The 23,129-nt window shown below is 66.4% G+C and carries 22 protein-coding genes, 1 tRNA gene and 1 pseudogene; 18 read left to right on the forward strand and 6 right to left on the reverse strand.

Features of this window, described 5'->3' with window-relative positions; all coding sequences use genetic code 11:
- The first annotated feature begins 5 nt into the window (after nucleotides 1–5).
- Together MHX64_RS03145 and MHX64_RS03150 are read left to right on the forward strand one after the other, a co-directional pair.
- Nucleotides 6–434 (forward strand): NfeD family protein, encoded by a 429-nt coding sequence (locus MHX64_RS03145; RefSeq protein ID WP_239355778.1) that lies wholly within the window; start codon nucleotides 6–8, stop codon nucleotides 432–434.
- The gene (locus MHX64_RS03150) at nucleotides 435–1,697 is read left to right on the forward strand and encodes an SPFH domain-containing protein (RefSeq protein ID WP_239355777.1); all 1,263 of its coding nucleotides are present in this window, start codon (nucleotides 435–437) and stop codon (nucleotides 1,695–1,697) included. It begins immediately after the preceding gene.
- On the opposite strand, the gene MHX64_RS03155 is transcribed toward MHX64_RS03150, so the two are convergent.
- Both MHX64_RS03155 and MHX64_RS03160 read right to left on the reverse strand, forming a co-directional pair.
- Nucleotides 1,669–2,232: a MarR family transcriptional regulator gene (locus MHX64_RS03155; protein WP_181195006.1), complete on the reverse strand. Its 564-nt coding sequence runs from the start codon at nucleotides 2,230–2,232 to the stop codon at nucleotides 1,669–1,671. The genes MHX64_RS03150 and MHX64_RS03155 overlap by 29 nt on opposite strands.
- Nucleotides 2,233–2,252: 20 nt before the next feature.
- Nucleotides 2,253–2,945, reverse strand: a complete 693-nt coding sequence (locus MHX64_RS03160) for a TVP38/TMEM64 family protein (RefSeq protein ID WP_370642057.1) — start codon at nucleotides 2,943–2,945, stop codon at nucleotides 2,253–2,255.
- Between the two features lie 38 nt (nucleotides 2,946–2,983).
- On the opposite strand from MHX64_RS03160, the gene MHX64_RS03165 reads away from it, so the two are divergent.
- Nucleotides 2,984–3,529 carry a hypothetical protein gene (locus tag MHX64_RS03165; protein WP_239355776.1) on the forward strand — a complete coding sequence of 182 codons (546 nt, stop codon included), beginning with the start codon at nucleotides 2,984–2,986 and terminating at the stop codon, nucleotides 3,527–3,529.
- Between the two features lie 320 nt (nucleotides 3,530–3,849).
- Nucleotides 3,850–4,029: pseudogene (locus MHX64_RS03170) on the forward strand (helix-turn-helix domain-containing protein); the annotation flags it as partial.
- A gap of 148 nt (nucleotides 4,030–4,177) precedes the next feature.
- Here the strand turns inward: MHX64_RS03170 and MHX64_RS03175 are convergent.
- A tRNA-Leu gene (locus tag MHX64_RS03175) sits at nucleotides 4,178–4,266 on the reverse strand.
- Nucleotides 4,267–4,374: 108 nt separating this feature from the next.
- Between MHX64_RS03175 and tetA the strand changes: the two genes are divergently transcribed.
- From tetA to MHX64_RS03195, 4 genes are read left to right on the forward strand one after another with little or no spacing between them, the layout of a single operon-like run.
- On the forward strand, nucleotides 4,375–5,937 hold the full coding sequence (tetA, locus tag MHX64_RS03180; protein WP_370642056.1) for a tetracycline efflux ABC transporter TetAB subunit A: 1,563 nt from the start codon (nucleotides 4,375–4,377) through the stop codon (nucleotides 5,935–5,937).
- Nucleotides 5,938–7,743, forward strand: a complete 1,806-nt coding sequence (locus MHX64_RS03185; protein WP_239355775.1) for an ABC transporter ATP-binding protein — start codon at nucleotides 5,938–5,940, stop codon at nucleotides 7,741–7,743.
- 21 nt (nucleotides 7,744–7,764) lie between these two features.
- The gene (locus MHX64_RS03190; protein WP_131771930.1) at nucleotides 7,765–8,298 is read left to right on the forward strand and encodes a YbhB/YbcL family Raf kinase inhibitor-like protein; all 534 of its coding nucleotides are present in this window, start codon (nucleotides 7,765–7,767) and stop codon (nucleotides 8,296–8,298) included.
- Between the two features lie 10 nt (nucleotides 8,299–8,308).
- Entirely contained in the window at nucleotides 8,309–8,665 is a 357-nt protein-coding gene (locus MHX64_RS03195) for a hypothetical protein (protein WP_005390939.1), read from the forward strand.
- On the opposite strand, the gene MHX64_RS03200 is transcribed toward MHX64_RS03195, so the two are convergent.
- The gene (locus MHX64_RS03200) at nucleotides 8,662–9,741 is read right to left on the reverse strand and encodes a quinone-dependent dihydroorotate dehydrogenase (protein ID WP_239355774.1); all 1,080 of its coding nucleotides are present in this window, start codon (nucleotides 9,739–9,741) and stop codon (nucleotides 8,662–8,664) included. The two genes, MHX64_RS03195 and MHX64_RS03200, sit on opposite strands and share 4 nt — an antisense overlap.
- 11 nt (nucleotides 9,742–9,752) lie before the next feature.
- Nucleotides 9,753–10,805: a hypothetical protein gene (locus MHX64_RS03205; protein WP_239355773.1), complete on the reverse strand. Its 1,053-nt coding sequence runs from the start codon at nucleotides 10,803–10,805 to the stop codon at nucleotides 9,753–9,755.
- 70 nt (nucleotides 10,806–10,875) lie between these two features.
- On the opposite strand from MHX64_RS03205, the gene MHX64_RS03210 reads away from it, so the two are divergent.
- The 7 genes from MHX64_RS03210 (at nucleotide 10,876) to MHX64_RS03240 (ending at nucleotide 18,624) form a co-directional block, all read left to right on the forward strand.
- Complete coding sequence (locus MHX64_RS03210) at nucleotides 10,876–11,721, forward strand: undecaprenyl-diphosphate phosphatase (RefSeq protein ID WP_239355772.1); 846 nt, start codon at nucleotides 10,876–10,878, stop codon at nucleotides 11,719–11,721.
- Nucleotides 11,722–11,737: 16 nt separating this feature from the next.
- Nucleotides 11,738–12,952, forward strand: a complete 1,215-nt coding sequence (gene mshC / locus MHX64_RS03215) for a cysteine--1-D-myo-inosityl 2-amino-2-deoxy-alpha-D-glucopyranoside ligase (protein WP_239355771.1) — start codon at nucleotides 11,738–11,740, stop codon at nucleotides 12,950–12,952.
- A 23-nt stretch (nucleotides 12,953–12,975) separates the two neighbouring features.
- Nucleotides 12,976–13,374, forward strand: coding sequence for a hypothetical protein (locus MHX64_RS03220; RefSeq protein WP_239355770.1), 399 nt, complete (start codon nucleotides 12,976–12,978; stop codon nucleotides 13,372–13,374).
- Nucleotides 13,367–14,035: an HAD family phosphatase gene (locus tag MHX64_RS03225; RefSeq protein WP_255710954.1), complete on the forward strand. Its 669-nt coding sequence runs from the start codon at nucleotides 13,367–13,369 to the stop codon at nucleotides 14,033–14,035. Before MHX64_RS03220 ends, MHX64_RS03225 begins: the two co-directional genes overlap by 8 nt.
- Before the next feature lie 54 nt (nucleotides 14,036–14,089).
- Complete coding sequence (gene aspA, locus MHX64_RS03230; RefSeq protein WP_239355769.1) at nucleotides 14,090–15,529, forward strand: aspartate ammonia-lyase; 1,440 nt, start codon at nucleotides 14,090–14,092, stop codon at nucleotides 15,527–15,529.
- 111 nt (nucleotides 15,530–15,640) lie between these two features.
- Nucleotides 15,641–16,951: an anaerobic C4-dicarboxylate transporter gene (locus MHX64_RS03235; RefSeq protein ID WP_370642055.1), complete on the forward strand. Its 1,311-nt coding sequence runs from the start codon at nucleotides 15,641–15,643 to the stop codon at nucleotides 16,949–16,951.
- Between the two features lie 5 nt (nucleotides 16,952–16,956).
- Complete coding sequence (locus MHX64_RS03240; RefSeq protein WP_239355768.1) at nucleotides 16,957–18,624, forward strand: formate--tetrahydrofolate ligase; 1,668 nt, start codon at nucleotides 16,957–16,959, stop codon at nucleotides 18,622–18,624.
- Here the strand turns inward: MHX64_RS03240 and MHX64_RS03245 are convergent.
- On the reverse strand, nucleotides 18,621–19,481 hold the full coding sequence (locus MHX64_RS03245; RefSeq protein ID WP_239355767.1) for a RecB family exonuclease: 861 nt from the start codon (nucleotides 19,479–19,481) through the stop codon (nucleotides 18,621–18,623). The genes MHX64_RS03240 and MHX64_RS03245 overlap by 4 nt on opposite strands.
- 26 nt (nucleotides 19,482–19,507) lie before the next feature.
- Here MHX64_RS03245 and MHX64_RS03250 point away from each other — a divergent pair, with 26 nt between their 5' ends.
- From MHX64_RS03250 to arc, 3 genes are read left to right on the forward strand one after another with little or no spacing between them, the layout of a single operon-like run.
- On the forward strand, nucleotides 19,508–20,719 hold the full coding sequence (locus MHX64_RS03250) for a M18 family aminopeptidase (RefSeq protein WP_239355766.1): 1,212 nt from the start codon (nucleotides 19,508–19,510) through the stop codon (nucleotides 20,717–20,719).
- 15 nt (nucleotides 20,720–20,734) lie between these two features.
- Nucleotides 20,735–21,568, forward strand: a complete 834-nt coding sequence (locus MHX64_RS03255; RefSeq protein WP_063936707.1) for a tRNA (adenine-N1)-methyltransferase — start codon at nucleotides 20,735–20,737, stop codon at nucleotides 21,566–21,568.
- Nucleotides 21,569–21,597: 29 nt separating this feature from the next.
- A complete protein-coding gene (gene arc, locus MHX64_RS03260; RefSeq protein ID WP_239355765.1) occupies nucleotides 21,598–23,118 on the forward strand; it encodes a proteasome ATPase in 1,521 nt (506 codons plus the stop codon).
- Nucleotides 23,119–23,129 lie beyond the last annotated feature (11 nt).

Below are 23,129 nucleotides of genomic sequence, written 5' to 3' on the forward strand. Positions count from 1 at the left end.
AACACGTGGGACCTTTGCTTTGGTTTTTGGCCGCGGCGTTGTTGGCGCTGCTGGAATTGACCGTCGGCGAGCTGACGCTGCTCATGCTCGGCGCGGGCGCGCTGACCACCGCGCTTGTGGCGCTCGGCGGCGTGCCTGCGTGGGCGGAAGTCGCCGTGTTCGCTGCCTCGTCCGCACTGTTCTGGTTCTTCCTGCGCCCGCCGCTGCGCCGCCGGATGGAGAAGCCGCTGGTGTTGGACGACTCGCCGCGGGCGCTCGTGGGCAGCACGGCCGAGGTCGTCGAGGACATCGTGGGCGGTAACGGCCAGGTGCGTCTCGACGGCTCCCTGTGGTCCGCCCGCGGCCTCGACCCGGCGGAGACCATCCCGGCGGGATCCCGCGTGACCGTTTACGATATTGACGGCCCCGTCGCTGTCGTGTGGAAGGAGCCCTAAATGGGAGGGTTTATCACATTCTTCGTCATCATCGCGCTGGTGGTGGCAGTTCTCACCGCATCTATCAAGCTGATCCCGCAGGGCGAAGCGGCGGTTATCGAGCGCCTCGGCCGCTACACTCGCACCGCGTCCGGCGGGCTGACGTTCCTCGTGCCCTACATTGACCGCGTGCGTCAGCGCGTGGACACTCGTGAGCGCGTGGTGTCCTTTCCGCCGCAGGCCGTGATCACGCAGGACAACCTGACCGTGGCGATCGACACGGTGGTCACGTTCCAGATCAACGACCCGGCCAAGGCCATCTACGGCGTGGACAACTACCTGGTCGGCGTGGAGCAGATTTCCGTGGCAACGCTGCGCGACGTCGTCGGCGGCATGACGCTCGAGGAAACGCTGACCTCGCGCGAGACCATTAACCGCCGTTTGCGCGGCGAGCTGGACGCGGCCACCGCGAAGTGGGGCCTGCGCATTAGCCGTGTGGAGCTCAAGGCGATTGATCCGCCGCCGTCCATCCAGCAGTCCATGGAGATGCAGATGAAGGCGGACCGCGAGAAGCGCGCCATGATTCTCACTGCTGAAGGTAAGCGCGAGTCCGACATCAAGACCGCAGAGGGTGAGAAGCAGGCGCGCATCCTCTCCGCGGAGGGCGAGAAGCACGCGGCCATCCTCGCGGCTGAGGCGGAGCGTCAGGCGATGATGCTGCGCGCCGAGGGTGAGCGCGCCGCCAAGTACCTGGCCGCGCAGGGTGAGGCCCGCGCGATCCAGAAGGTCAACGCCGCCATCAAGTCTTCCGGCGTGACCCCGGAGTTGCTGGCGTACCAGTACCTGGAGCAGCTGCCGAAGATCGCGAACAACGACGCGGCGACGATGTGGATGATCCCGTCCCAGTTCGGCGACTCCCTGCAGCAGTTCGCCCGCGCCTTCGCCAACAAGGACGACGACGGCGTGTTCCGCTACGAGTCCGAGTCCCCGAACGACCGCGACCGGGAGATGGCCCAGGCGGACAACACCGACCGCTGGTTCGACACTTCCACCGACCCGGAGCTGGCAAAGGCTCTCGCCGAGGCGCGTGCGGTGGCCAACAAGCACGTCGACGACCCGGATCCGACCCAGGATGCGGCCGGCGAAAGCACTGCCTCGACCCGCCGCGAGATCACCGCGGGCGAGCCGGAGCGCACCGGTTTCGAGCAGGATTTCGGCCGCGACACTGACGTGTCTGAGCCGGTCTCGCGCCCCGTTACTCGCCCTGACCAGCAGCCCGAGTAATCAAATTCAGCGCTAGCTGCCACCCGGCCTGCTCCGCGGGCCACCCGGCCGCCTGCAACCGCTGGCTCATCGCCTGTTTGGAGATGCCCAGGGTTGCGGCGGCCTCATTTTGGTTCATGCCGCGCCGCACCAGCGACGTCGCCTCGCGCCCCTCGTAGGTGCGCTTGTGCAGCACGTGCGCCATCAGCGCGAAGGTCGCCGCGATGTCCGCGGCTTCAGTCGTCGCATGTTGCCTATCGACGATCACCCGCACCTGGCCCGCCCTCGTGCCCACAGCCTTCGTCGCTGTGGCAGAGGCGTCGCGCGTGGAGCCGTCGCTGATGCCGAGCCCGATGGCCCAGTTGCCGTCCGAAAGCAGCGCCATGATGAGGTTCAGCGCAGCCTCGGCGTCGTCAACCTTCGAGCGGATGTCTTCCACCCCGAGCACCTCAAAACCTGCGACGCCGGGCAGGCCGCTGAGCGCCTCGGCGGAGCGCTCCACCACGGTGGCGCGGGCCTTCTCACGGCCCCGGTACCTCGCATGCACGGCAATCATGGGCCGTAGCGTACTCCGGTCTACCCCTGGGGCTTGACTCCGACACGTCCCGAGCGGGTCGGCATGCGAGCGTCCAGCACCAGCCCCGCCACGCCGACGACGGCGAGCACCGCCATGATGGCCACGAACACCGGGTCTGCCTCGCCGGTGAGCGTGTCGCCGAACAGCGTGACCAGGATCGTGCCCGGGGCGGAACCCACCAACGTGGCGAGCGCGAACGGGGCCACGGGCACACGGGTTAGTGCCGCAGCGTAGTTCATGATGGAAAACGGCACCGCCGCGATCATGCGCAAGCTCAAAATGGCCAACCACCCACGTTCTTCAAGCCGCCGATTGATGCTCTCCACGGCCGGGTGCGTCAGGCGCGGCTCCACCCATTCCCGCAGCAGTGTGCGCACGATGAGCAGCGAGATGACTGCGCTGACCGTCGTCGCCGTCAGCGCGATGAGGATCCCGCGGGCAGTGCCGAACAGGATGCCGGCAGAGACCGTCATCAGGGTCCGGGGGATGGGGAACTGGGTGATCAGCACGTACAGCAGCCAGAACAGGACGGGGAACCAGGCACCGGTCTGCTCGGACCAGGTGCGCAGGGTCGAAAGCGGGGGGACGTCGAGAAGCATCCATGCTGCGATGAACAACGCGCCGGCCGCAACGATGAGTGCGATCTGGTTCCGGGGTGCCTTCCGCAAACGATTCACCCCGCTATCTTCCATCGGGCGGTAGTCTGGAACCAACTTGAGGAGGGGGGCTCATGAGAGTCGGACTGTTTCTACTTTCCCTGGCATTGACACTCCTAGGAATCGGGGTGACCTACGGGCCGATGGTCCTGTCACTGGTGTTCTATGGCGGCGCGCTCGCCATTGGGTGCATAGCGGCTGCGCGGGCATCAACTGGCGGTGATGCACGAACAGCGGCGTCTTGTGTGCTCGTCGTTGTGGCGGTCGTGACACCGTGGATCGCCCCAATTCTGAAAGGGGATCCCGCCGGTTACGCCATCGTCGTCGGAATCTACGGACCCGCCGTCTCCTTCTTGGCCATGTCCTGGGCGTATCTCACCGCGCGTTCCAGCAAGCTGTGGCCGTACATTGCAGCGGTGGTGCTCGCCGTCGTGTTGGTCGCTGCGCCCCATAGACTCATGGTTCATTTGGCCCACCTGCTTTGGGAAACCCCGCTGTTCGGGTACCTCTGGGTCGCAGTGGTGATCGCCTTCGCCGCTGCGTTTTTCCTGCTCGTCGTGTTGCTCAACCGCGGAAACGAGAAGCGTCGCGGCGCAGAGACGACTCGAGTGTCACGATGAGTGGGCCCGGTTGGAGGAACCAGACCTCAGCGTGAAACCAGACCTCAAGCGCGAGCGCGACGTGGGGTTTTGCAGGTGTGCTTGGCTTGAGGTCTGGTTGAAACTATGAGAAACAAAAAATCTCGAGACACCGTAGGAACGATGTCTCGAGACAACACATGGTGCCCGGAGGGGTGCCTGAGGTCACGACATATTTGACGGGGTGTGCCTGCGGAAGGCGTTGTGATCCTTGACAGGTGAGTCGCGTCATTGTTGACACTTAGGGTTACCTCAGCCGTGTCGGTGACGCTTGACTGATGAGTCGGGACATGTTTGACACCATGAACAGTCCCAACCGCAACCTCGCCATCGACAGAGCCGTCAGAGACCAAGGCGGCACACCCACCAACGTCGCCAAGCGCTTTGGCATCTCACGGCAACGCGTCCATCAGATCCTCAACGCCTACGACGCAGGCGGCGCCGAGGCAATCGCACCGAAATCGCGTGCCCCTCACACCCACGACTACCAACAGGCCTACTGGAAACACGGTGACCCACCACTTCGCCCCAAATGAACAAAACCGGCACCCCAGAATAAAAACAACTGGGATGCCGGTCCGTCCAGCATGTCGCGACTCATGCGTCAAGCATGACGCGACTCATGACACATGGTGCCCGGAGGGGGACTTGAACCCCCACGTCCGTTAATAGGACACTAGCACCTCAAGCTAGCGCGTCTGCCATTCCGCCACCCGGGCTTAGGGTGATTTTCAGCCTCTCGGCTGGGCACTCGCATAACTATAGGGCGGGCCCATGGAACCGCCAAATCGCCAGTACAACCCTGAAAATTTGCTAGATTTTCCAGAATGATCCCACCGCCGCGCAGAATGAAGACGTACAGCTGGTTCGTCCCGCCCGTCCCACCAGCGGACGATCCGGCGCGGCTCCACCCGGCGCGCTGGAGCAGCGGGAACCGCGTGGTCAGGGACATGGTTGGCGCCTACCCGGGCGTGCTGGTGCTGCACATTCTGAGCTACCTCATCGGCTCCGGCATCGCCGCGTTTGTGCCGGTGGTGGTGGGCATGATCGTGGACGGCCTGGTGGGGGAAGAAAAGTTCAACGCATGGTGGCTCTTCGCGGTGCTGGTCGGCATCTTCATCATCCAATTCATCGGCGAGGCCACCGGCGACGGCCTGGCCACAGCCTCGGTGCGCCGCGTGACCCACAACGCGCAGCAGCACCTGTCCTCGGGCGTGCTGCGCCGCGGGGCGGGAGCGATGAGCCCCGGCACCGTACTCAACACCATCGACGCGGACGCGAACACCGTCGGCCGCTACCGCGAGCTGCTGTCGTTTCCGCTCATGGCCATCGGCTACGCGGTCGGCGCGATGGTGGCGATGTGGTCGGTCTCCCCGTGGATCTCACTGGCCATCCCGGCCAGCGCGCTGATCATCGCTCTGTTCGCCGCGTGGACCGCGGGGCCGGTGACGCGGGTGTCGTTGAAGCGTCGCGCCGCGGAGGCGGATGTCGCTGGCTTGGCCACGGATGCGTCGCAAGGCATTCGCACCGTCAAAGGCCTAGGCGCGGGTGCAACCGTGGCAACACGTTTTCACGCCGAAACGGCGAAGGCGAAGCGCTTGATGCTCACGCACCTGCGTGTGGAGGTGTGGCTCGGTTTCGCCAGGTTTTGCGTGGCGTGGCTGTGCAACCTTGGCATCGTGGGCTTGAGCGCGTGGATGACGCTGCGCGGGGAGATCACCCCGGGGCAGCTGACATCCGTGGCACTGTTGGTGCCGCCTGCGTTGAACATGGCGGGCTTCGCGTTCGGCGACCTGGCCAGCGGGTGGGGCAGGGCCGTCGCGAGTGGCCAGCGCATCGAGCAGCTGCACCACGCGGGCGACGACACCGCGGGGCCCGAGCTAACAGACACACCGGTCCCAGGCGCGGGGCTGTGGATTCTCGAGCCGGCGGAGCGTTCCTACGCCACCGCCGCCGCGTGGGCGCAGCGCGCAGACGTGCTGTTCCCGCCGCACACCGTCAACGTGTTTGAGGGCACCATCGCAGACAACGTGAACCCGCGCGGGGATGTGCCGGAGGACGTCGTCAAGCAGGCGCTCGCCGCCGCCCACTGCCAAGACATCCTCCGCAGGCTCGGCGGTATCAACGAAGCAGGCGAGTTGCCGGACGCGCCGCTGGGGGAGGCCGGCCTGAACCTTTCCGGCGGGCAGCGCCAGCGCGTCGCGCTTGCCAGGGCGCTCGCCGCCGACCCGGAGGTGCTCATCCTGGACGACCCGACCACGGGGCTCGATTCCGTGACACAGGCGGACGTCGTGGCAGCCGTCGCCGCGCTCAGAGCAGACAAAACCACCGTGGTCATCACCGGAAACGCCGCGTGGCAGCACGCTGGAACCGCATTGGAGGTGGCGTAGATGCGGCGCGAGTACGAACGCACTGACGCGGTCGTCCCCGCGAGCGTGAAGGAGACCTTCGCTTACCTGTCTGCGCTACCCAACGCTCTGGACAAGCGCTGGTGGGCGGGTTTGCTGATCATCCAGGCGCTGATTGTCGCTGTCTACACCACGCAGTCGAACCTGTTCGGCCGTAGCGTCGACCCGCTCACCGGCGGATCAGTGCCACTGCTGGGAACCGGCACCCGCGCCTTCGTTTTGACCGTCGGCCTGGCGCTGGTCTGCATGCTCGTCGAGATGTTCTTGCGTGCCCTCGGCAACTACGTAGTGGGCCTCAAAGTCGCACGTGCGTCCATCGACCTGCGCCGCCGCTGCCTCGACGCGATCCTGCGCGCACCCGTGCCGCGGGTGATGGAGCTCGGCACCGGAAACGTCATCACACGCATGACCAAGGACATCGACGACGTCGTCCAAACCATCACCGCCATCGGCTCGCGCGTGCTCACCACCGTGTTCGTCTTTCCGATCACGTTTATCGGGCTTTTGCTTATCGACGTCCGCTTCGCCTTGATCCTGCTTTTGATCTGCATCTGCACGTACCCGTTCGCCCGCGCGGTGGTCCGCGCCATCCCGGATGCCTCCAACGCGGTGAGCGTGGCGGAGGCGCGTCGCAACGCGGTGCTGCTGGATACCGTCCGGGGCCTGCCCACGCTGCGCGCCTTCGACTTGGAGCGCTGGGCGTTGGCACGGATGCGGCGGACCTCGTGGGGCGCGGTGGAGGCGGAGATGGACCGTGTGCCCTGGTTCATCCGGCTCACAGGCATCGGCCAGGTCGCTTTCGCCGCGTGGGTGCTGCTCACCCTCGGCGTGGGTGCCTGGCTCGCCTCAGCCGGCGCCGTCACCCCGGGCCAGGCGAGCGCAGCGGTGTTCATGGTGATCCGCGCCGAAGTCATGGTGTTCAACGCCTTATTCTTCGTCGGCGAGCTGCAGGGCGCAGCCACCGCCGTGGGCCGCGCGGTGAGCCTGGCCAAGCTTGCGGACGGACGCGACGCAACAGCGGTGCCGGAGGACCTGACCGAGCCTGTGGACGTGGCGGTCGAGCACGTCTCGTTCGCCTACCCGGGCGGCGCCAACGTGCTGGAGGACCTCTCCGTCACACTCAAGGCGGGAACAACTACCGCGCTGGTGGGGACTTCGGGCGCCGGCAAGTCCACGCTCGCCGCGCTCATCGCCGGGCTGGTGGAGCCCACGTCTGGGCGCATCCGGGTAGGCGCAGTAGATACCTCGCAGGTCAGCGACACGTGGACCGCCAAGAACGTCACCCTGCTCACCCAGGACGTCCACCTGTTCGCCGGCACCCTGCGCGAGGACCTCTCGATGGCCGCACAGGATGCGACCGACGCGGACCTGCTGCGGGCGCTGGCAAGCGTCGGGCTCGACCCCGATGGCACCCAGTTCGCGCGCCTGTTCCCGAAAGGGCTGGACACCGCCGTCGGCGCAGGCGCGGAGGAGCTGCCCCCGGAGGTGGAGCAGCAGCTCGCGCTCGCACGCGTGGCGCTGTCGGGCCCGAAGGTGCTCATCCTGGACGAGGCCACAGCGGAAGCCGGCAGCGACGCCACGAACGCGCTGGAGGACGCCGCCGCGCGGATCACCGCAGACACCACGGCACTGGTGGTGGCGCACCGCCTAGACCAGGCGGCGGCCGCGGACCGGATCCTGGTCATGGACGCCGGGCGCATCATCGAGGACGGCACCCACACCGAACTCGTCGCCGCCGACGGGAGATACGCGCAACTGTTCGCTGCGTGGAGTGGCGGCGGTCACTAACTCTCCGGTAGGAATGGGGACATGACTGCAAATTATGTTTCCGACCGTTTCCCCGGCCCCGACCCGTACGCCGCGCTGGCGGACGTGCCGTCCTTCGACATCACGTCCGAGGACATCGTCGACGGCGAGTGCCTCGCCGACACGCTTGCCGGCGACAACGCCACCAGCCCGCAGCTGTCCTGGTCCGGCGCCCCGGAGGGCACCAAGACCTTTGCGGTGACCTGCTTCGACCCGGACGCGCCGACCGCCTCTGGTTTCTGGCACTGGTCCGCGTTCAACATCCCCGCGGACGTTACCGAGCTGCCAGCCGGAGCAGGCGCGAAGGACGACCTCGGTGTCGGCGCGGTGGTGCTCACCGGCGACAGCGGGGTTAAGGGCTACTACGGTGCGAACCCGCCGGCCGGCCACGGCCCGCACCGCTACCTGTTCGCCGTCCACGCGGTGGACACGGAGCTGCCCGCAGACGAGATTGCCAACCCCACCCAGCTCGGCTTCAACCTGAACTTCCACTCGCTCGGCCGAGCAATCATCTGGGGCTGGTACGAAAACCAGTAAGATTCGCCGAATGGTTCCAGTGCAACTCCGCGTCGGCGGCGCGTTCATGGGCATCGCACTCGTGCTCGTGCTCTACGCCGTGCTGGCGCTGCTTCGAGGCGACGCCGCGTTCCCCGTCACCCCGCAGGTGCTCTCCATCATCGTGGCGGTCGCCATCGTCGGCGCCTTCGCCACCTACAACACCAAGCAGGAAGGCTCACGCACCCAGGTCGGCGCGCTAATCGTGGCCGTGGTGCTCATCGGGCTCGGCTTCATCGCGCCCGACACCGAACTCATGGCCACCACGCCGTTCTGGCTGATCGGCTGGGCGCTCGCCGCCGGACTCTGCGCGGTGGTGCTGCGCCGCAGCGCAGCCGGACACGCTTAGAGCGCTTTCCACTCCAGCCCGCTGCCCACGGCCTGCTCAATCGAGTCCAGACCATGGGCTTTGATCTGCGTGGCGATCCCGCGGTGGATGCCGCGGATCCAGCCCAACCCGCCGTAGATGAACGGCGTGTAGCCCTGCAGCAGGCTCGCGCCCGCTGCGATGCGCTCCCACGCCTGCTCTGGCGTGGAAATGCCGCCGACGCTGACCAGGACCAGCTTGTCGCCCACGCGCTCATGAACGCGCTTGAGCACCTCGAGCGAACGCTTCTCTAACGGGGCGCCGCTGATCCCGCCCGCGCCCATCTTCTCCACCCTGGAGGCGGGAGTTTTCAGCCCGTCGCGGGAGATGGTGGTGTTGGTGGCCACGATGCCGGCAAGGTCCAGCTCCACGGCGAGGTCAGCCACGGCGTCGATGTCTTCGTTGGAAAGATCTGGCGCGATCTTCACCAGCACCGGGGTGGTAGTGGACTTCTTCACCACCTCCAGGATCGGGCGGAGTTCCTCCACCGCCTGCAGGTCGCGCAGACCCGGCGTGTTGGGGGAGGAGACGTTGACCACCAGGTAGTCCGCAAGCTGGCCCAGAAGCGTCGCGGTGGCGCGGTAGTCCGCCACGGCATCCTCGGAGGTCTTGTTCTTGCCGATGTTGATGCCCACCACGTCGCGGGAGCGCCGCGCACGCAGGTTGTCGGCGACCACGAGCGCGCCCTTGTTGTTGAAGCCCATGCGGTTCAAAATCGCCTTGTCCTCCGGCAGACGGAACAGGCGCGGCGTGGGGTTGCCCGGCTGGGACTTCGGGGTCACGGTGCCCATCTCGGCGTAACCGAAACCGATCGCGCCCCACGCGTCGATCGCCTCCGCGTTCTTGTCAAAGCCGGCCGCCAGCCCCAGCGGGGCGGGAAAATCCACGCCGAAAACGGTCTGGCGCAGCACCGGGTCGTGCACGCGCACGGCCTTTTCCATAACACGGTTGACCGGGGTGGCCAGGTGCAGCGTCTGCAGGGCGCCGCTGACGATGCCGTGGATGCGCTCCGGCGGCAGCAGGAACATGAGCTTGAGTGCGCGGTCGTAGAGCGTCACGGGTGAATCTCCTAGTTGCTCTCGGTCTGGTCGGCGGGGGAGACGATCTGGATGCCGTCGCCGGATGCGGAGGCGGCGACCACGGTGCCGTCGTCAAGCGTAATGATGCTCTGGGCATCTGCGACGCTGGCGAAGTGCTTGCGCTTCACCGGAATGCCCTGGGAGATGTCGTAACCGGTGGCCGTGTTGCTGGCCAGCGAGCTGACCCACGCGAGGCGCTGCGCGGTATCCCATGCGGCGTCCCAGGGTCCTTCCGGCACCGGCGCGGACTGCTGGAGGCGGATGATGTCGTCGGTGGTGTAGACGTGGAGCTGGTTGCCGGTGGAATCCGCGGCCAGCACCAGGCCGTGCTCGCCGCCGCGCACCTTGCCCACTCCCAGGCCGACGCGCAGGGTGCCGCCTTGGCGCGAGCCGTTCCAGTCGATGTCCTGGATGGTGGTGTCGAAGCGGTTGGTTCGCACCACGGAGTCGCGCTGGCCGTCCACCTGCACCGCTTGGAGCTGATCGGTCTCGCGTGCGACGTCGATGGTGTCTTTCAGCTCTCCGCCGTCGAAGACCCACACCTTGCGCTCAGTGTCGCTGCCTGCGAGCACCTCGCCTGTCGACGCCACCGTGGCCACCGTGACCGGCTTATCCGTGGCGATAGTCTCCTCCCGGTCGCCGAAAAGCTTGATTTCGCCCGCGCAGGCGAGCGCGAAGGTGCCGGCGTTTGCGGAAGCCTCGCCGCAGGATTGGTCCAGCTCGTGGCGGGCGGCCTTGCCCTGCTGGATCTCTTCGAGCGTGCCGATGGTCAGCGCGCTTTCAGTGCGCACGCCGATGCGGCCGCTGGTCTCGTCCACATCGCTCACCGGCTCGAAGTCGATCACTGCGCCCGCCGGGTCCGACGACTGCGGGGACTGCACAGGCTCAGCGCTGCCCATGTTCGCGGCCGCCTCACCGCCGGCTTCCTCGATCTTCGCGGAGGGAGACGCGCCGCAGGCGCTCAAGGCCAGGGCAGCCGCAACGGCACCGGAAACTGCGACAAAGCGGAGGCGGGAACTGGGGGCAAACAAACGAGCATTCACAAGGTCAAAGCCTAGCAACGCGCCCGTCGCGCACCGCGATGGCTAAGTAGGCGGGGTAGTGTCTTTCGCCATGACTGATCCCGCCACCACAATGTCCTGGGTTCAGGTGATCGTCCTGTCCATTGTCCAGGGCCTCACCGAGTTTCTGCCCGTGTCTTCCTCGGGCCACCTGCGCATCGTCTCCCAACTGTTTTGGGGCGAAGACGCCGGCGCCAGCTTCACCGCCGTGATCCAGCTGGGCACTGAGCTGGCCGTGCTGGTGTTTTTCGCCAAAGACATCTGGCGCATCCTCACCGCTTGGTTCGCCGGCCTCGCGGACAAGTCCAAGCGCGGTTTCGACTACCGCATGGGCTGGATGGTCATCGCCGGCACCATCCCGGTCGGTCTTGCGGGCGTTTTGCTCAAGGACTTAATCCGCGAGAACTTCCGCAACCTCTGGATCACCGCCACAGTGCTGATCCTGTTCTCGCTCGTGTTCATCCTGGCCGAGCGCCGCGGCAAGAAAACCCGCGGCTTCGAGGAATTGACCATGAAGGACGCGGTTGTGATGGGCCTGTGGCAGTGCCTGGCGCTCATCCCGGGTGTGTCGCGCTCCGGCGGCACCATCTCCGGCGGCCTGTTCCTCAACCTCGACCGCGAGGTGGCCACCCGCTTTTCCTTCCTGCTGGCCATCCCGGCAGTGCTCGCCTCCGGGCTGTTCTCGCTGCCGGACGCCTTCGACCCCCAGGCGGGCCAGGCGGCGAGCGGGCTGCAGCTGCTCGTCGGCTCCGGCATCGGATTCGTGGTCGGCTACATCTCCATTGCCTGGCTGCTGAAGTTCGTGTCCAACCACTCGTTCGCGTGGTTCGCCGCCTACCGCATTCCGCTGGGCCTTGTCGTCATGGCGCTGCTCGGCACTGGCGTGATGGCCGCCTAGTTGTAGGGTTGTCCGCATGCATGCATGGCCCGACCCGTCCGTACCCGCAGTCGCTGGCACCCCGGTGCCGCTGAAGCTCTTCGACACCGCCGATCAGCGCGTCAAGGAAGTAGACACCACCCCGGATGCGAACGGGGAGGTGGGGATGTACGTCTGCGGCATCACCCCGTACGACTCCACCCACCTCGGCCACGCCGCGACCTACCTCACCTTCGACCTGGCCCAGCGCCAACTTCTCGCCAACGGCTACAAGGTCCACTACGTGCAAAACATCACCGACGTGGACGACCCGCTGTTCGAGCGCGCCGCACGCGACGGGGTGGACTGGCGCGAACTCGGCACCAGCCAGATCAACCTGTTCCGCAGCGACATGGAGATCCTGTCCGTGATCCCGCCGCGCGACTACATCGGCGCGATGGAGTCAGTCGACGAGGTGATCGCAATGGTGCAGCAGCTTCTCGACGCCGGCGCCGCCTACGAGCTCGATCAAGGCGACATTTACGCCTCCATTGAGGCCACTAAGCAGTTCGGTTACGAGTCCAACCTGAACCGCGCGACCATGGAGGAGTACTTCGCGGAGCGCGGCGGCGACCCGGATCGAGAGGGCAAGCGCGACCCGCTGGACGCGCTGATCTGGCGCGGCCACCGTGAGGGCGAGCCCGCCTGGGACTCGCCGTTCGGCCCGGGCCGGCCGGGCTGGCACGTGGAGTGCTCCGCAATTGCCACCAACCGCCTCGGCAGCCACTTCGCCATCCAGGGCGGCGGGTCTGACCTGGCGTTTCCGCACCACGAGTTCTCCGCGGCGCACGCTGAGGCCGCGCTGAAGGTCGAGCGTATGGCCGGCCACTACGTCCACGCCGGCATGATCGCCCTCGACGGGGTGAAGATGTCCAAGTCCCTGGGCAACCTCGTGTTCGTGCACAAGCTCTCGGAGGCGGGCCACGACCCGTCGGCGATCCGCCTGGCCGTCTTTTCCGGCCACTACCGCGAGGACCGGGACTTCTCCGACGCGATCCTCGCTAAAGCTGAGGAGCGCCTCGCGCGTTGGCGCGAGCAGCTCGCCGGCGAGGTGAGTGAGGCGGAGGCGACGGATGTCGTCGATAAGCTTCGCGCGATTCTTGCGGACGATCTGAACACCCCGGAGGCACTTTCGCTTCTCGACGGCGTGGCCGGCGACTGCAACCAGATCATCGCCACCGCCGTCGACGGGCTGCTCGGGGTGCGCATTTAGCGCGCCTCACGCACAATGGGCGCATGAGCGCAGCTGCGGACAACTCGATTCGGGCCCAGTTTCAGCCCGAGGTAGACGAATTCATCGACGACCTGACCACCTTCGCCACCGGTTCCTACCTGCAGGACGATGACAAGGACCTGTGGGAAGCACCCTTCGACCCGGCGGTGCTGCCGGATTTGAAGAAGCTTCTGGAGATGTTTCTGGACGCCCTCGACCTGCTCGGCGACGACCCTGAGGGCGACGCGCTGGTGAAGGTCGTGGCGCCGTTCTACGAAAACCTCGAGGAGTTCAACGAGAAGCACGCCAACGCGGTGCTTGAGCCGGAGGAGAAGGCCGACATCGAGACCCTGGTGTTCCGCGCGGCGGCCGCCACCGGCGCCACGGACGAGGCTCTCAACGAGCTTCCGGAACTTGAGTAGGCCCAAGGCCGTCCTCTGGGACATGGACGGCACCCTCATCGACACCGAACCGCTGTGGGGCAAGGCCACCTTCGAGCTCGGCGAGCTGCTGGGCCGCCCGCTCACCCCGGAGGTGCGCGCCAAAACCATCGGCGGCAGCTTCCCCAACACCTTGAACGTGGTGGCCGAGTGGGCGGGCTACGAGCTTAAAGACGGCGACCTGGAGCGCTACCGCACCTGGATGTTCGACCGCATGGCGGAGCTGTTCGCCGACGGCATCGAGCTCAACCCCGGCATCGGCGGCGTGCTCGAGTCGCTCGCGCGCCGGCGCACGCCCATGTTCGTCTGCACCAACACAGAGCGGGTGGTGGCGGACCCGTGCATCGACGCGATCAGCCGCGACTACTTCGCGGGCACCATTACCGGCGACGAGGTGCCGAACTCCAAGCCGGCGCCCGACATGTACCTCGAGGCAGCCCGGCGCGCGGGCGCAGAACCGGGGGAATGCCTCGTGGTGGAGGATTCCTGGCACGGCATGTCCGCCGGGGCCGCAGCAGGCTGCACGGTGCTGGGGCTAGCGGATGAGGTTCCCGCGGGTGTGACGAAGTTCGACCCGAACAACTTCGTCGGCGCGGGTGCCGATGACGTGGACGGTTGGTTTTCTGCAGCTCGACAGGCATAAAACGGGGGTATACAACGCCCGTCTGCAAGCGTCGCGCTACGTATAGTGGCGCGCATGAGCACTCGTACTGAAGAAGACCTCCTCGGCACCGCCGAGGTCCCCGCCGACGTCTACTACGGCATCCACGCGCAGCGCGCCGTAGACAACTTCCAGATCTCCGCAAGCACCATCAACGACGTGCCGGAGTTCATCCGCGGCATGGTGCAGGTGAAGAAAGCCACCGCGATGGCGAACCGCCGCCTGCACGCCCTGCCCAAGGACAAGTCCGAGGCCATCATCGCGGCCTGCGACAAGATCCTCGACGAGGGCGTGTGCATGGACCAGTTCCCGATCGACGTCTTCCAGGGCGGCGCGGGCACCTCCCTGAACATGAACACCAACGAGGTGGTGGCCAACCTCGCACTCGAGCTGATCGGCCGCGACAAGGGCGACTACTCGGTGATCAACCCGAACGACGACGTCAACATGTCGCAGTCCACTAACGACGCGTACCCGACCGGTTTCCGCCTCGGCGTGTACTACGCCGTGCAGGGACTGCTGGAGGAGCTCGACGAGCTGCAGAAGGCGCTGCGTGCGAAGGGCGACGAGTTCGCCGACATCATCAAGATGGGCCGCACCCAGCTTCAGGACGCCGTCCCGATGACCCTGGGGCAGGAGTTCACCGCCTTCGGCGCCAACCTCGCCGAGGAACAGCGCACCATCAGCGGCGCGGCCGACTCGCTGCTGGAGGTCAACCTGGGCGCCACCGCCATCGGCACCGGCATCAACACCCCGAGCGGCTACCGCGACCAGGTGGTCTCCGCGCTGCGCGAGGTGACCGGTCTGGACATCCAGGCGTCCCCGGACCTGATCGAGGCGACCTCCGACACCGGCGGCTACGTGATGATGCACAGCGCTATCAAGCGCGCCGCGATGAAGCTGTCCAAGATCTGCAACGACCTGCGTCTGCTGTCCTCCGGCCCGCGCGCCGGCCTCAACGAGATCAACCTGCCGGAGCGCCAGGCGGGCTCCTCGATCATGCCGGCAAAGGTCAACCCGGTCATCCCCGAGGTGGTCAACCAGGTCTGCTTCAAGGTCTTCGGCAACGACGTGACCATCTCCATGGCCTCCGAGGCGGGCCAGCTCCAGCTCAACGTGATGGAGCCGGTGATCGGCCAGTCCCTGTTCGAGTCCATCCGCCTGCTGGCCAACGCGGCGAAGACCCTGCGCGAGAAGTGCGTCACCGGGATCACCGCCAACAAGGAGGTGTGCGAGGCGTACGTGACCAACTCCATCGGCATCATCACCTACCTCAACCCGGTAATCGGACACCACAACGGCGACCTGATCGGCCGCGAGGCCGCGGAGACCGGCAAGAGCGTCTACGACCTGGTGCTGGAGAAGGGGCTCATCGAGGAAGAGGACCTGCAGAAGCTGCTGAGCAAGGAAAACCTCATGCACCCGGAGTACCGCGGCAAGCTCTACGTCGACGACGAGCCGAGCCTGGAGGCCTAGGCTCAGCGCTTAGCGCAGCCGGGTAGGCAACATCACACCGGCTGCATTTTCATTTCGGGCTCCTTCGGACAGATAATGGGATGACCTAATAACTGTCTGAAGGAGCCCGCCGTGTTACTCGCCGTCCACATCATCATCCTCCTCGGGGCGATCGTGGTGGGCGCGCGGATGGGCTCCATCGCCATCGGCTTCGCCGGCGGTCTCGGAGTCCTGCTGCTCGGCGCGACCGGGATGCCGGTCAGCGCCGAGGCCATCCCGTTCGATGTCATCGGCATCATCATGTGCGTCATCGCCGCGATCTCCGCGATGCAGCTCGCCGGAGGCATGGACTACCTGGTGGACCTGGCCGAGCGCTTCTTGCGCCGCAACCCGAAGCGCATCACGGTGTACGCCCCGATTGTCACCTGGCTGATGACGGTGCTCGCCGGCACCGGCCACACCGCCTTTTCCACGATGCCCGTGATCGTGGAGGTGGCAAAGGAAGGCAAGGTGCGGCCCTCACGCCCGCTGTCGGCTGCCGTGATTGCTTCGCAGATGGCCATTGTCGCCTCGCCGATTTCCGCCGCTGTGGTGTTCATGGCCTCCGCACTCGAGCCGCTCGGGGTGGGCTACCTGCAGCTGCTGGCGGTGATGATCCCGGCGACGTTCTTCGCGATTTTCCCGATGGCGTGGATCGCCAACAAGTCGGGTGCGGAGCTGGAGGATGACCCGGTCTACCGCCAGCGGGTGGCCGACGGTCTCGTCGCAAAGCCAGCTGCCCGCGAGCATTACGTCGCACCCCGAGGGGCGAAGGCCTCTGTGGGCATTTTCCTCGCCGCGATTGTGATCGTGATGGTCTACGCCACGTTGATCTCGGAGCAGGTGGGGTTGATTGAAGATCCGACCATCCCGCGCAACGAAGCGATCATGGCCATCATGCTTGGCGCCGCGGCCGCCATCGTGCTGGTCACGCGCACGACCGCGGCGGAGATCTTAAACACCCAGGTGTTCCGTTCCGGCATGTCCGCCTGCGTGTGCGTGCTCGGCGTGGCCTGGCTGGGCACGACGTTCATCAACTACTACATCGAGGACATCCAAAGCATCGCTGGCGATGTGCTCACCGCGAAGCCGTGGCTGCTCGCGGTCGTGCTCTTCGTCGCCGCATCGCTTTTGTACTCGCAGGCCGCGACGGCCAAGGCGCTCATCCCGGCGGCGTTGGCGATTGGCGTTAGCCCGCTGACCGCGCTCGCCGCCTTCCCGGCCGTCTCTGCGCTGTTCGTGCTGCCGACGTACCCGACGCTACTCGCCGCGGTGGAGATGGACGACACCGGCTCCACCCGCATCGGCAAGTACGTGTTTAACCACCCATTCCTCGTTCCGGGTGTGGTGTGCATCTTTGTCAGCGTGATTCTGGGTTATGCCATCGGCGCCGTTGTAGTGTGAGGTGCATGACTGCACAACCGTTGACTGACGTCGAAATTGCCCAGGCCCACGAGCTCGCCCCAATCACGGAGATCGCCGCAAAGGCAGGTGTGTCTGACGATGCGCTGATCCCGTACGGCAAGCACATGGCCAAGGTGGACATCACCCAGAACCCGGGCACCACGCCGGGCAAGCTCGTGTTGGTCACCGGTGTCTCGCCGACTCCTGCGGGCGAGGGCAAGTCGACCACGCTGATCGGCCTGACGGACGCGCTGGCGAAGCTGGGCAAGAACGCCATGGTTGCACTGCGCGAGCCGTCGCTCGGCCCCGTGATGGGCATCAAGGGCGGCGCTGCCGGCGGCGGCTACTCCCAGGTGGTGCCGATGGAGCAGATCAACCTGCACTTCACCGGCGATTTCCACGCTATCACCAGCGCCAACAACACGCTGGCCGCGCTCATCGACAACCACATCCACCAGGGCAACGCGCTCGGCATTGACCCGCGCCGCGTGACCTGGCAGCGCTGCGTGGACGTCAACGACCGCGCACTGCGCAACGTGGTTACCGGTCTGGGCGGCCCGGCCCACGGCGTGCCCGCGGAGACCGGTTTCACCATCACCGCCGCTTCCGAGATCATGGCGATTCTGGGCCTGGCCACGGACCTGGAGGACTTAAAGCAGCGCCTGGCCAACATCACCATTGGCCTGACCTACGACAAGAAGCCGGTCACCGCCGGCGACCTCGGCGCCCAGGGCGCCATGGCCGCGCTGCTCAAGGACGCGGTCAACCCGAACCTCGTGCAGACCCTCGGCGGCACCCCGGCGTTCATCCACGGCGGCCCGTTCGCCAACATCGCCCACGGCTGCAACACCCTGATTGCCACCCGCACCGCCCAGCAGTACGCGGACATCGTGCTCACGGAGGCCGGCTTCGGCTCCGACCTGGGCGCGGAAAAGTTCTTCGACATCAAGGCGCGCTACGGCGAGCTCGACGTCGCCGGTGCCGTCATCGTGGCTACGGTGCGCTCTATCAAGCACAACGCTGGCGTGGCCAAGGCGGAGCTTTCGAACGAAAACGTCGCCGCGCTGGAGGAGGGCATTGTCAACCTCGAGCGCCACGTGGAAAACGTGCGCAAGTTCGGCGTGACCCCGGTGGTTGCGCTCAACCGCTTCGCCACCGACTCCGAGGCCGAGCTGGACTTCCTGAAGAACTGGGCGCAGGCCAAGGACATCGCACTGGCTGAGGCGGACGTGTGGGCCAAAGGCGGCGACGGCGCGCTCGAGCTCGCCCAGACGCTGCTGGACAACCTCACCGAGGGCACCTCGCACCCGCTGTACGACCCGGCCGAGGGCGTGGAGGCGTCCATCGAGACCATCGCCAAGGAGATCTACCGTGCCGCCGACGTGCAGTACTCCGCCGCGGCACTGAAGGACCTGCAGACCCTCAAGGACAACGGCTTTGACAACCTGCCGGTGTGCATATCCAAGACGCAGTACTCCTTCTCGGACGACCCGACCCAGCTCGGCGCACCGGAGGGCCACACGCTGCACGTGCGCAACATCGTCCCGCGCACCGGCGCCGGTTTCGTGCTCGTGCTCACCGGCGACGTCATGACCATGCCGGGCCTGCCCAAGCAGCCGGTAGCCAACAACATCGACGTCGACGCCGACGGCGTGGTCTCCGGCCTGTTCTAGGCCTCGGGCCCGGCCTCGGGGGCGCCGCCGTCGCTACGCGCCTCCGCCCGCGACCCCGGCCACCCGGGGTACACCGGGGGAGTGCCGCCGAAGACCGGGCACAGGTGCTGGAAGGCGCACCACCCGCACAGTTTGGACTGCTGCGGGCGGAAGTTGCCTGATTTACCGTCGGCCTCGATCTTCCACCACAGCTCCGCCAAGTCCCGCTCGAAGTACTCCAGCTCCTCGCGCGAGGGGGCGAGGATCATCGAGTCCATCACCTTCAGATACATCAGCTTCAGCTGCGTGGGCACAACGCCGAACATGCGCCAGTACACCAGCGCGTAGAAGCGCATTTGGAACTGCGCGTCTTCGGAGTAGCGCGGCAGCGGCTTCTTGCCGGTTTTGTAGTCGACCACGCGCACCTCCCCGGTAGGCGCGATGTCCACGCGGTCGATGAACCCGCGCACCGGCACCCCGTTCGGCAGCGTGAAATCCACCGGCATTTCCTGGGCGTGCGCGTCGAAGCCCAGCGGGTTTTCCATGGTGAAGTAGCCGCGCAGCAACGTGCGGGCGTCCACAAGCAACTGGTACTCGTCCTTCACCGGCTCCGCACAAGTGGGATCCTCTTCGCGCATCTTCTCCCAGTTCGGCTTCAGCCGCTTCACCGCGGCCGGGTACGTGCGTTGCTCGCGCGGCCAGGCGAACATCTCCTCCAGCACGGCGTGCACCAGCGTGCCTTTGACCTGCGCCTCCGTGGACGGCTCCGGGATCTTGTCGATAGCGCGCAGCCGGTACTGCAACGGGCAGCGCTTGTAGTCGGAGGCGCGCGACGGCGAGATGGCTAGTGGGCGTGGGGGAGTGCTGGCATCAGACATGGTGCCCAACATCATAGAGTGGAGCCATGACACAGCCGTTCATCGATTTCATCGCCCAAAGCCCCTCCGCGTTCCACGCGAGCGCCACCGTCGCCGAAAGGCTCGAGGCCGAAGGGTTTACTCGGAGCATTTCGCTTGACGACGGCGCACACGCCCCCGGCGGCCACCTCATCGTGCGCGACGGCGCCGTGGTTGCGTGGTGGGTGCCCGAAAAGGCCCGCCCGCGTTTTCGGGTGGTCGGCTCCCACACCGACTCGCCGGGGCTGATGGCGAAGCCGGACCCTGACGTGGTGCGCGAGGGCTTCCGCCAGGTTGCGGTGGAGGTCTACGGCGGGCCGATTCTGGCCAGCTGGTTCGACCGCGACCTCACGTTTGCCGGCCGCGTGGTCACCGCGGACCGCACCGAGCACCTGGTCAACACCGGCCCGGTCGCGCGCGTGCCGAATCTGGCCATCCACCTCTACCGCGGCGACATGCCGGAGATCGACCGCCAGGTGCACACCCAGCCCATCCTGGGCGTGGACCGTCCGCTGCTGGAGTTGGCGGCGGAGTCCGCGGGCATCAACGCCGAAGACGTGGTGGCGCACGAGCTGATCACCGCGGATGCGCAGCGCGGCGAGGTCATCGGCGACCTGCTGGCGGCTGGCCGCCTGGACAACCTCACCAGCGTGTGGGCCTCCATGGAGGCGATGCTCGCGGCCAAGGACGAGGCGCAAGACATCCTGGTGCTCGCCGCGTTCAACCACGAGGAGGTCGGCTCCGCATCCACCGCCGGCGCCGGAGGCCCGCTGCTAGAGCGCGTGCTGACCAAGGTGGCGCAAGGCTTCGGCGACCCGGCTGAGATCATCGCGGGCTCCATCCAGGTCTCCGCCGACGCGGCACACGCGGTGCACCCGAACTACCCGGGCAAGCACGACCCCACCCACCACCCGCTGGTGAACAAGGGTCCGGTGCTGAAGATCAACGCGAACCAGCGTTACGCCTCCAACGCCGCCACGGAGACGGAGTGGATCCTGGCCTGCCGTGCGGCGGGCGTGCCGCACCAGACGTTCGTCGGCAACAATGCGGTGCCGTGCGGGTCCACCATCGGGCCGATTTCGTCGACACGCCTGGGCCTGCCGACGGTGGACGTCGGCGTGCCGCTGTTGTCCATGCACTCGGCGCGCGAGCTGTGCGGCGTGGACGACATGGACTACTTCGTGCGCGCGCTGACGGCTTTTTATGCGGCCGCGCAGTAGGGCATACTTACCGCCATGTATTCGGGACCGTTCCAGCCAGGCGACAAGGTGCAGCTCACAGACGCGAAGCGCCGCCACTTCACCATCGAGCTCAAAGAGGGCGGGCAGTTCCACTCGCACAAAGGCATAGTCAGCCACGACGACATCATCGGCGCCGATGAGGGCACCGTGGTGAAGTCGACGCTCGGCTCCGACTACCTGTGCTTCCGCCACCTGCTGGTGGACCACGTGCTGTCCATGCCCCGCGGCGCCGCGGTGATCTACCCGAAGGACGCTGCCCAGATCCTGGTCGAGGGCGACATCTTCATGGGCGCGCGGGTGCTCGAGGCGGGCGCAGGCTCCGGCGCGCTGACCATGTCGCTGCTGCGCGCGGTGGGCCCGGAGGGCCACGTCTACTCCTACGAGATCCGCGACGACCACCTGGCGTTCGCCAAAGACAACGTCGCAGACTACTTCGGCGGCGAGCCGGAGTGGTGGACCCCGCGCCTCGGCGACTTCGGCGAGGTCACCCCGGAAGATCTGGACGGCCAGGTGGACCGCGTCATCTTGGACATGGTGGAGCCGTGGCACTTCATCGACACCGTGAAGAACGTGCTCATCCCGGGCGGCGTGTTCATGACGTACGTGGCTACCGTGCCGCAGCTGATGAACATCATGGAGGCCATCCGCGAGGCGAAGTGCTTCACCGAGCCACGCGCGTGGGAAACCCTGCTGCGCGAGTGGAAAGTCGACGGCCTTGCCACGCGCCCGGAGCACCGCATGAACGCCCACACGGCATTCCTCGTGTGGACGCGCCGGCTTGCGGACGGGGTGACGCCGCCGCGGCCGCAGCGCAAAGCTCGTCGATAAGCCTCCCGCTCCTATGTAGGCTCGAACGCATGCCTGAAATCCACGACGATGCTTTCGGACCGGAGCTGCGCGAGCTCAAGCGGAAGAACCGCGATCTCGGGTCGCGCAACGAGAAGCTCGCTGAGCTGCTGAAGGTCAGCCGCGACAAGCTCAACGACTTGTACGCGAAGGTCGAGGAACTCAACGAGCCGGCATCGACGTACGGGATTTTCCTCGCACCCGCGCCCCGCGACGGGGAGGCGGAGGTGCACACCACCGGCCGCCGGATGCGGCTGAAGGTGTCGCCGCTGGTGGATCCATCCAAGCTTGTTCCCGGCACGCTGGTGCGACTGGGCGAAGGCACGATCGTGGTGGAGACATGCGGGTTCGATCCGACCGGGCAGTTGGCCACCATGGTCGAGCGCGTCGGCGAAGACCGCGCGATTGTGGCGGACCAGCAGGGCGCGGAATCGATCGTCATGCTCGCCGAGCCGCTGCGCGAATCCGCCCGCGCCGGCGACACGGTGCTGGTCAACGCCTCTGCCGGCTACGCGTTTGAGCGCATCGCGAAAACGGAGGTCAACCAGCTTTCCCTCGACGAGGTCCCGGACGTCACCTACGCGGACATCGGCGGTTTGGCCTCCCAGATCGAGACCATCCAGGATTCCGTGGAGCTGCCGTTTTCCCACCCGGAGCTCTACCAGGCCTACGACCTGCGCCCGCCGAAGGGCCTGCTCCTGTACGGCCCGCCCGGCTGCGGCAAGACGCTCATTGCCAAGGCAGTGGCGAATTCGCTGTCGCAGCGCATCGGCGACGGGGGACAGGCGCACTTCATCAACGTCAAAGGCCCCGAGCTTTTAAACAAGTTCGTCGGCGAAACCGAGCGCCGCATCCGCCTGATCTTCGAGCGCGCCCGGGAACTGGCCGCCGGAGGCAACCCGGTGATCGTCTTCTTCGACGAGATGGAGTCCATCTTCCGCACCCGCGGCTCCGGCGTATCTTCCGACATGGAGACCACGGTAGTGCCGCAGCTGCTCACCGAAATCGACGGCGTGGAGGACATCGCCAACGTCATCGTCATCGGCGCGACCAACCGCGAGGAACTCATAGACCCGGCGATTTTGCGCCCGGGCCGCCTGGACATCAAAATCCGCGTCTCCCGCCCCAACAAGGACGAGGCCAAAGACATCCTCGCGCGCTACATCACCGACGAGGTCCCGCTCGCGTCCCCGCGCGAGGTGCTTATCGACGCCACCGCCGACGCCATGTTCGCCCCGCGCCCCTTTGTACGCTTAGAGCTTGTCGACGGCTCCGCCGAAACCCTGCACTACCACCACTTCGTCTCCGGCGCGATGATCGCCAACGTGGTGGACCGCGCCAAGAAGTTGGCGATCAAGGACCACCTCTCGGGCGTATCTACCGCGGGCCTGACCGAAGAGCACCTGCGCCAGGCTGTCCGCGCCGAGCAGGACGAGAGTGAGGACATGCCGAACACCGCCAATCCCGACGAGTGGGCACGCATCACCGGCCGCCACGGAAAACGCGTCGTTGGCGCGGAGGTTATCGGTTAGGAACGGCGCTG

The organism is Corynebacterium sp. ACRPZ, assembly GCF_022346205.1.
Taxonomy (GTDB): Bacteria; Actinomycetota; Actinomycetes; order Mycobacteriales; family Mycobacteriaceae; genus Corynebacterium; species Corynebacterium lehmanniae.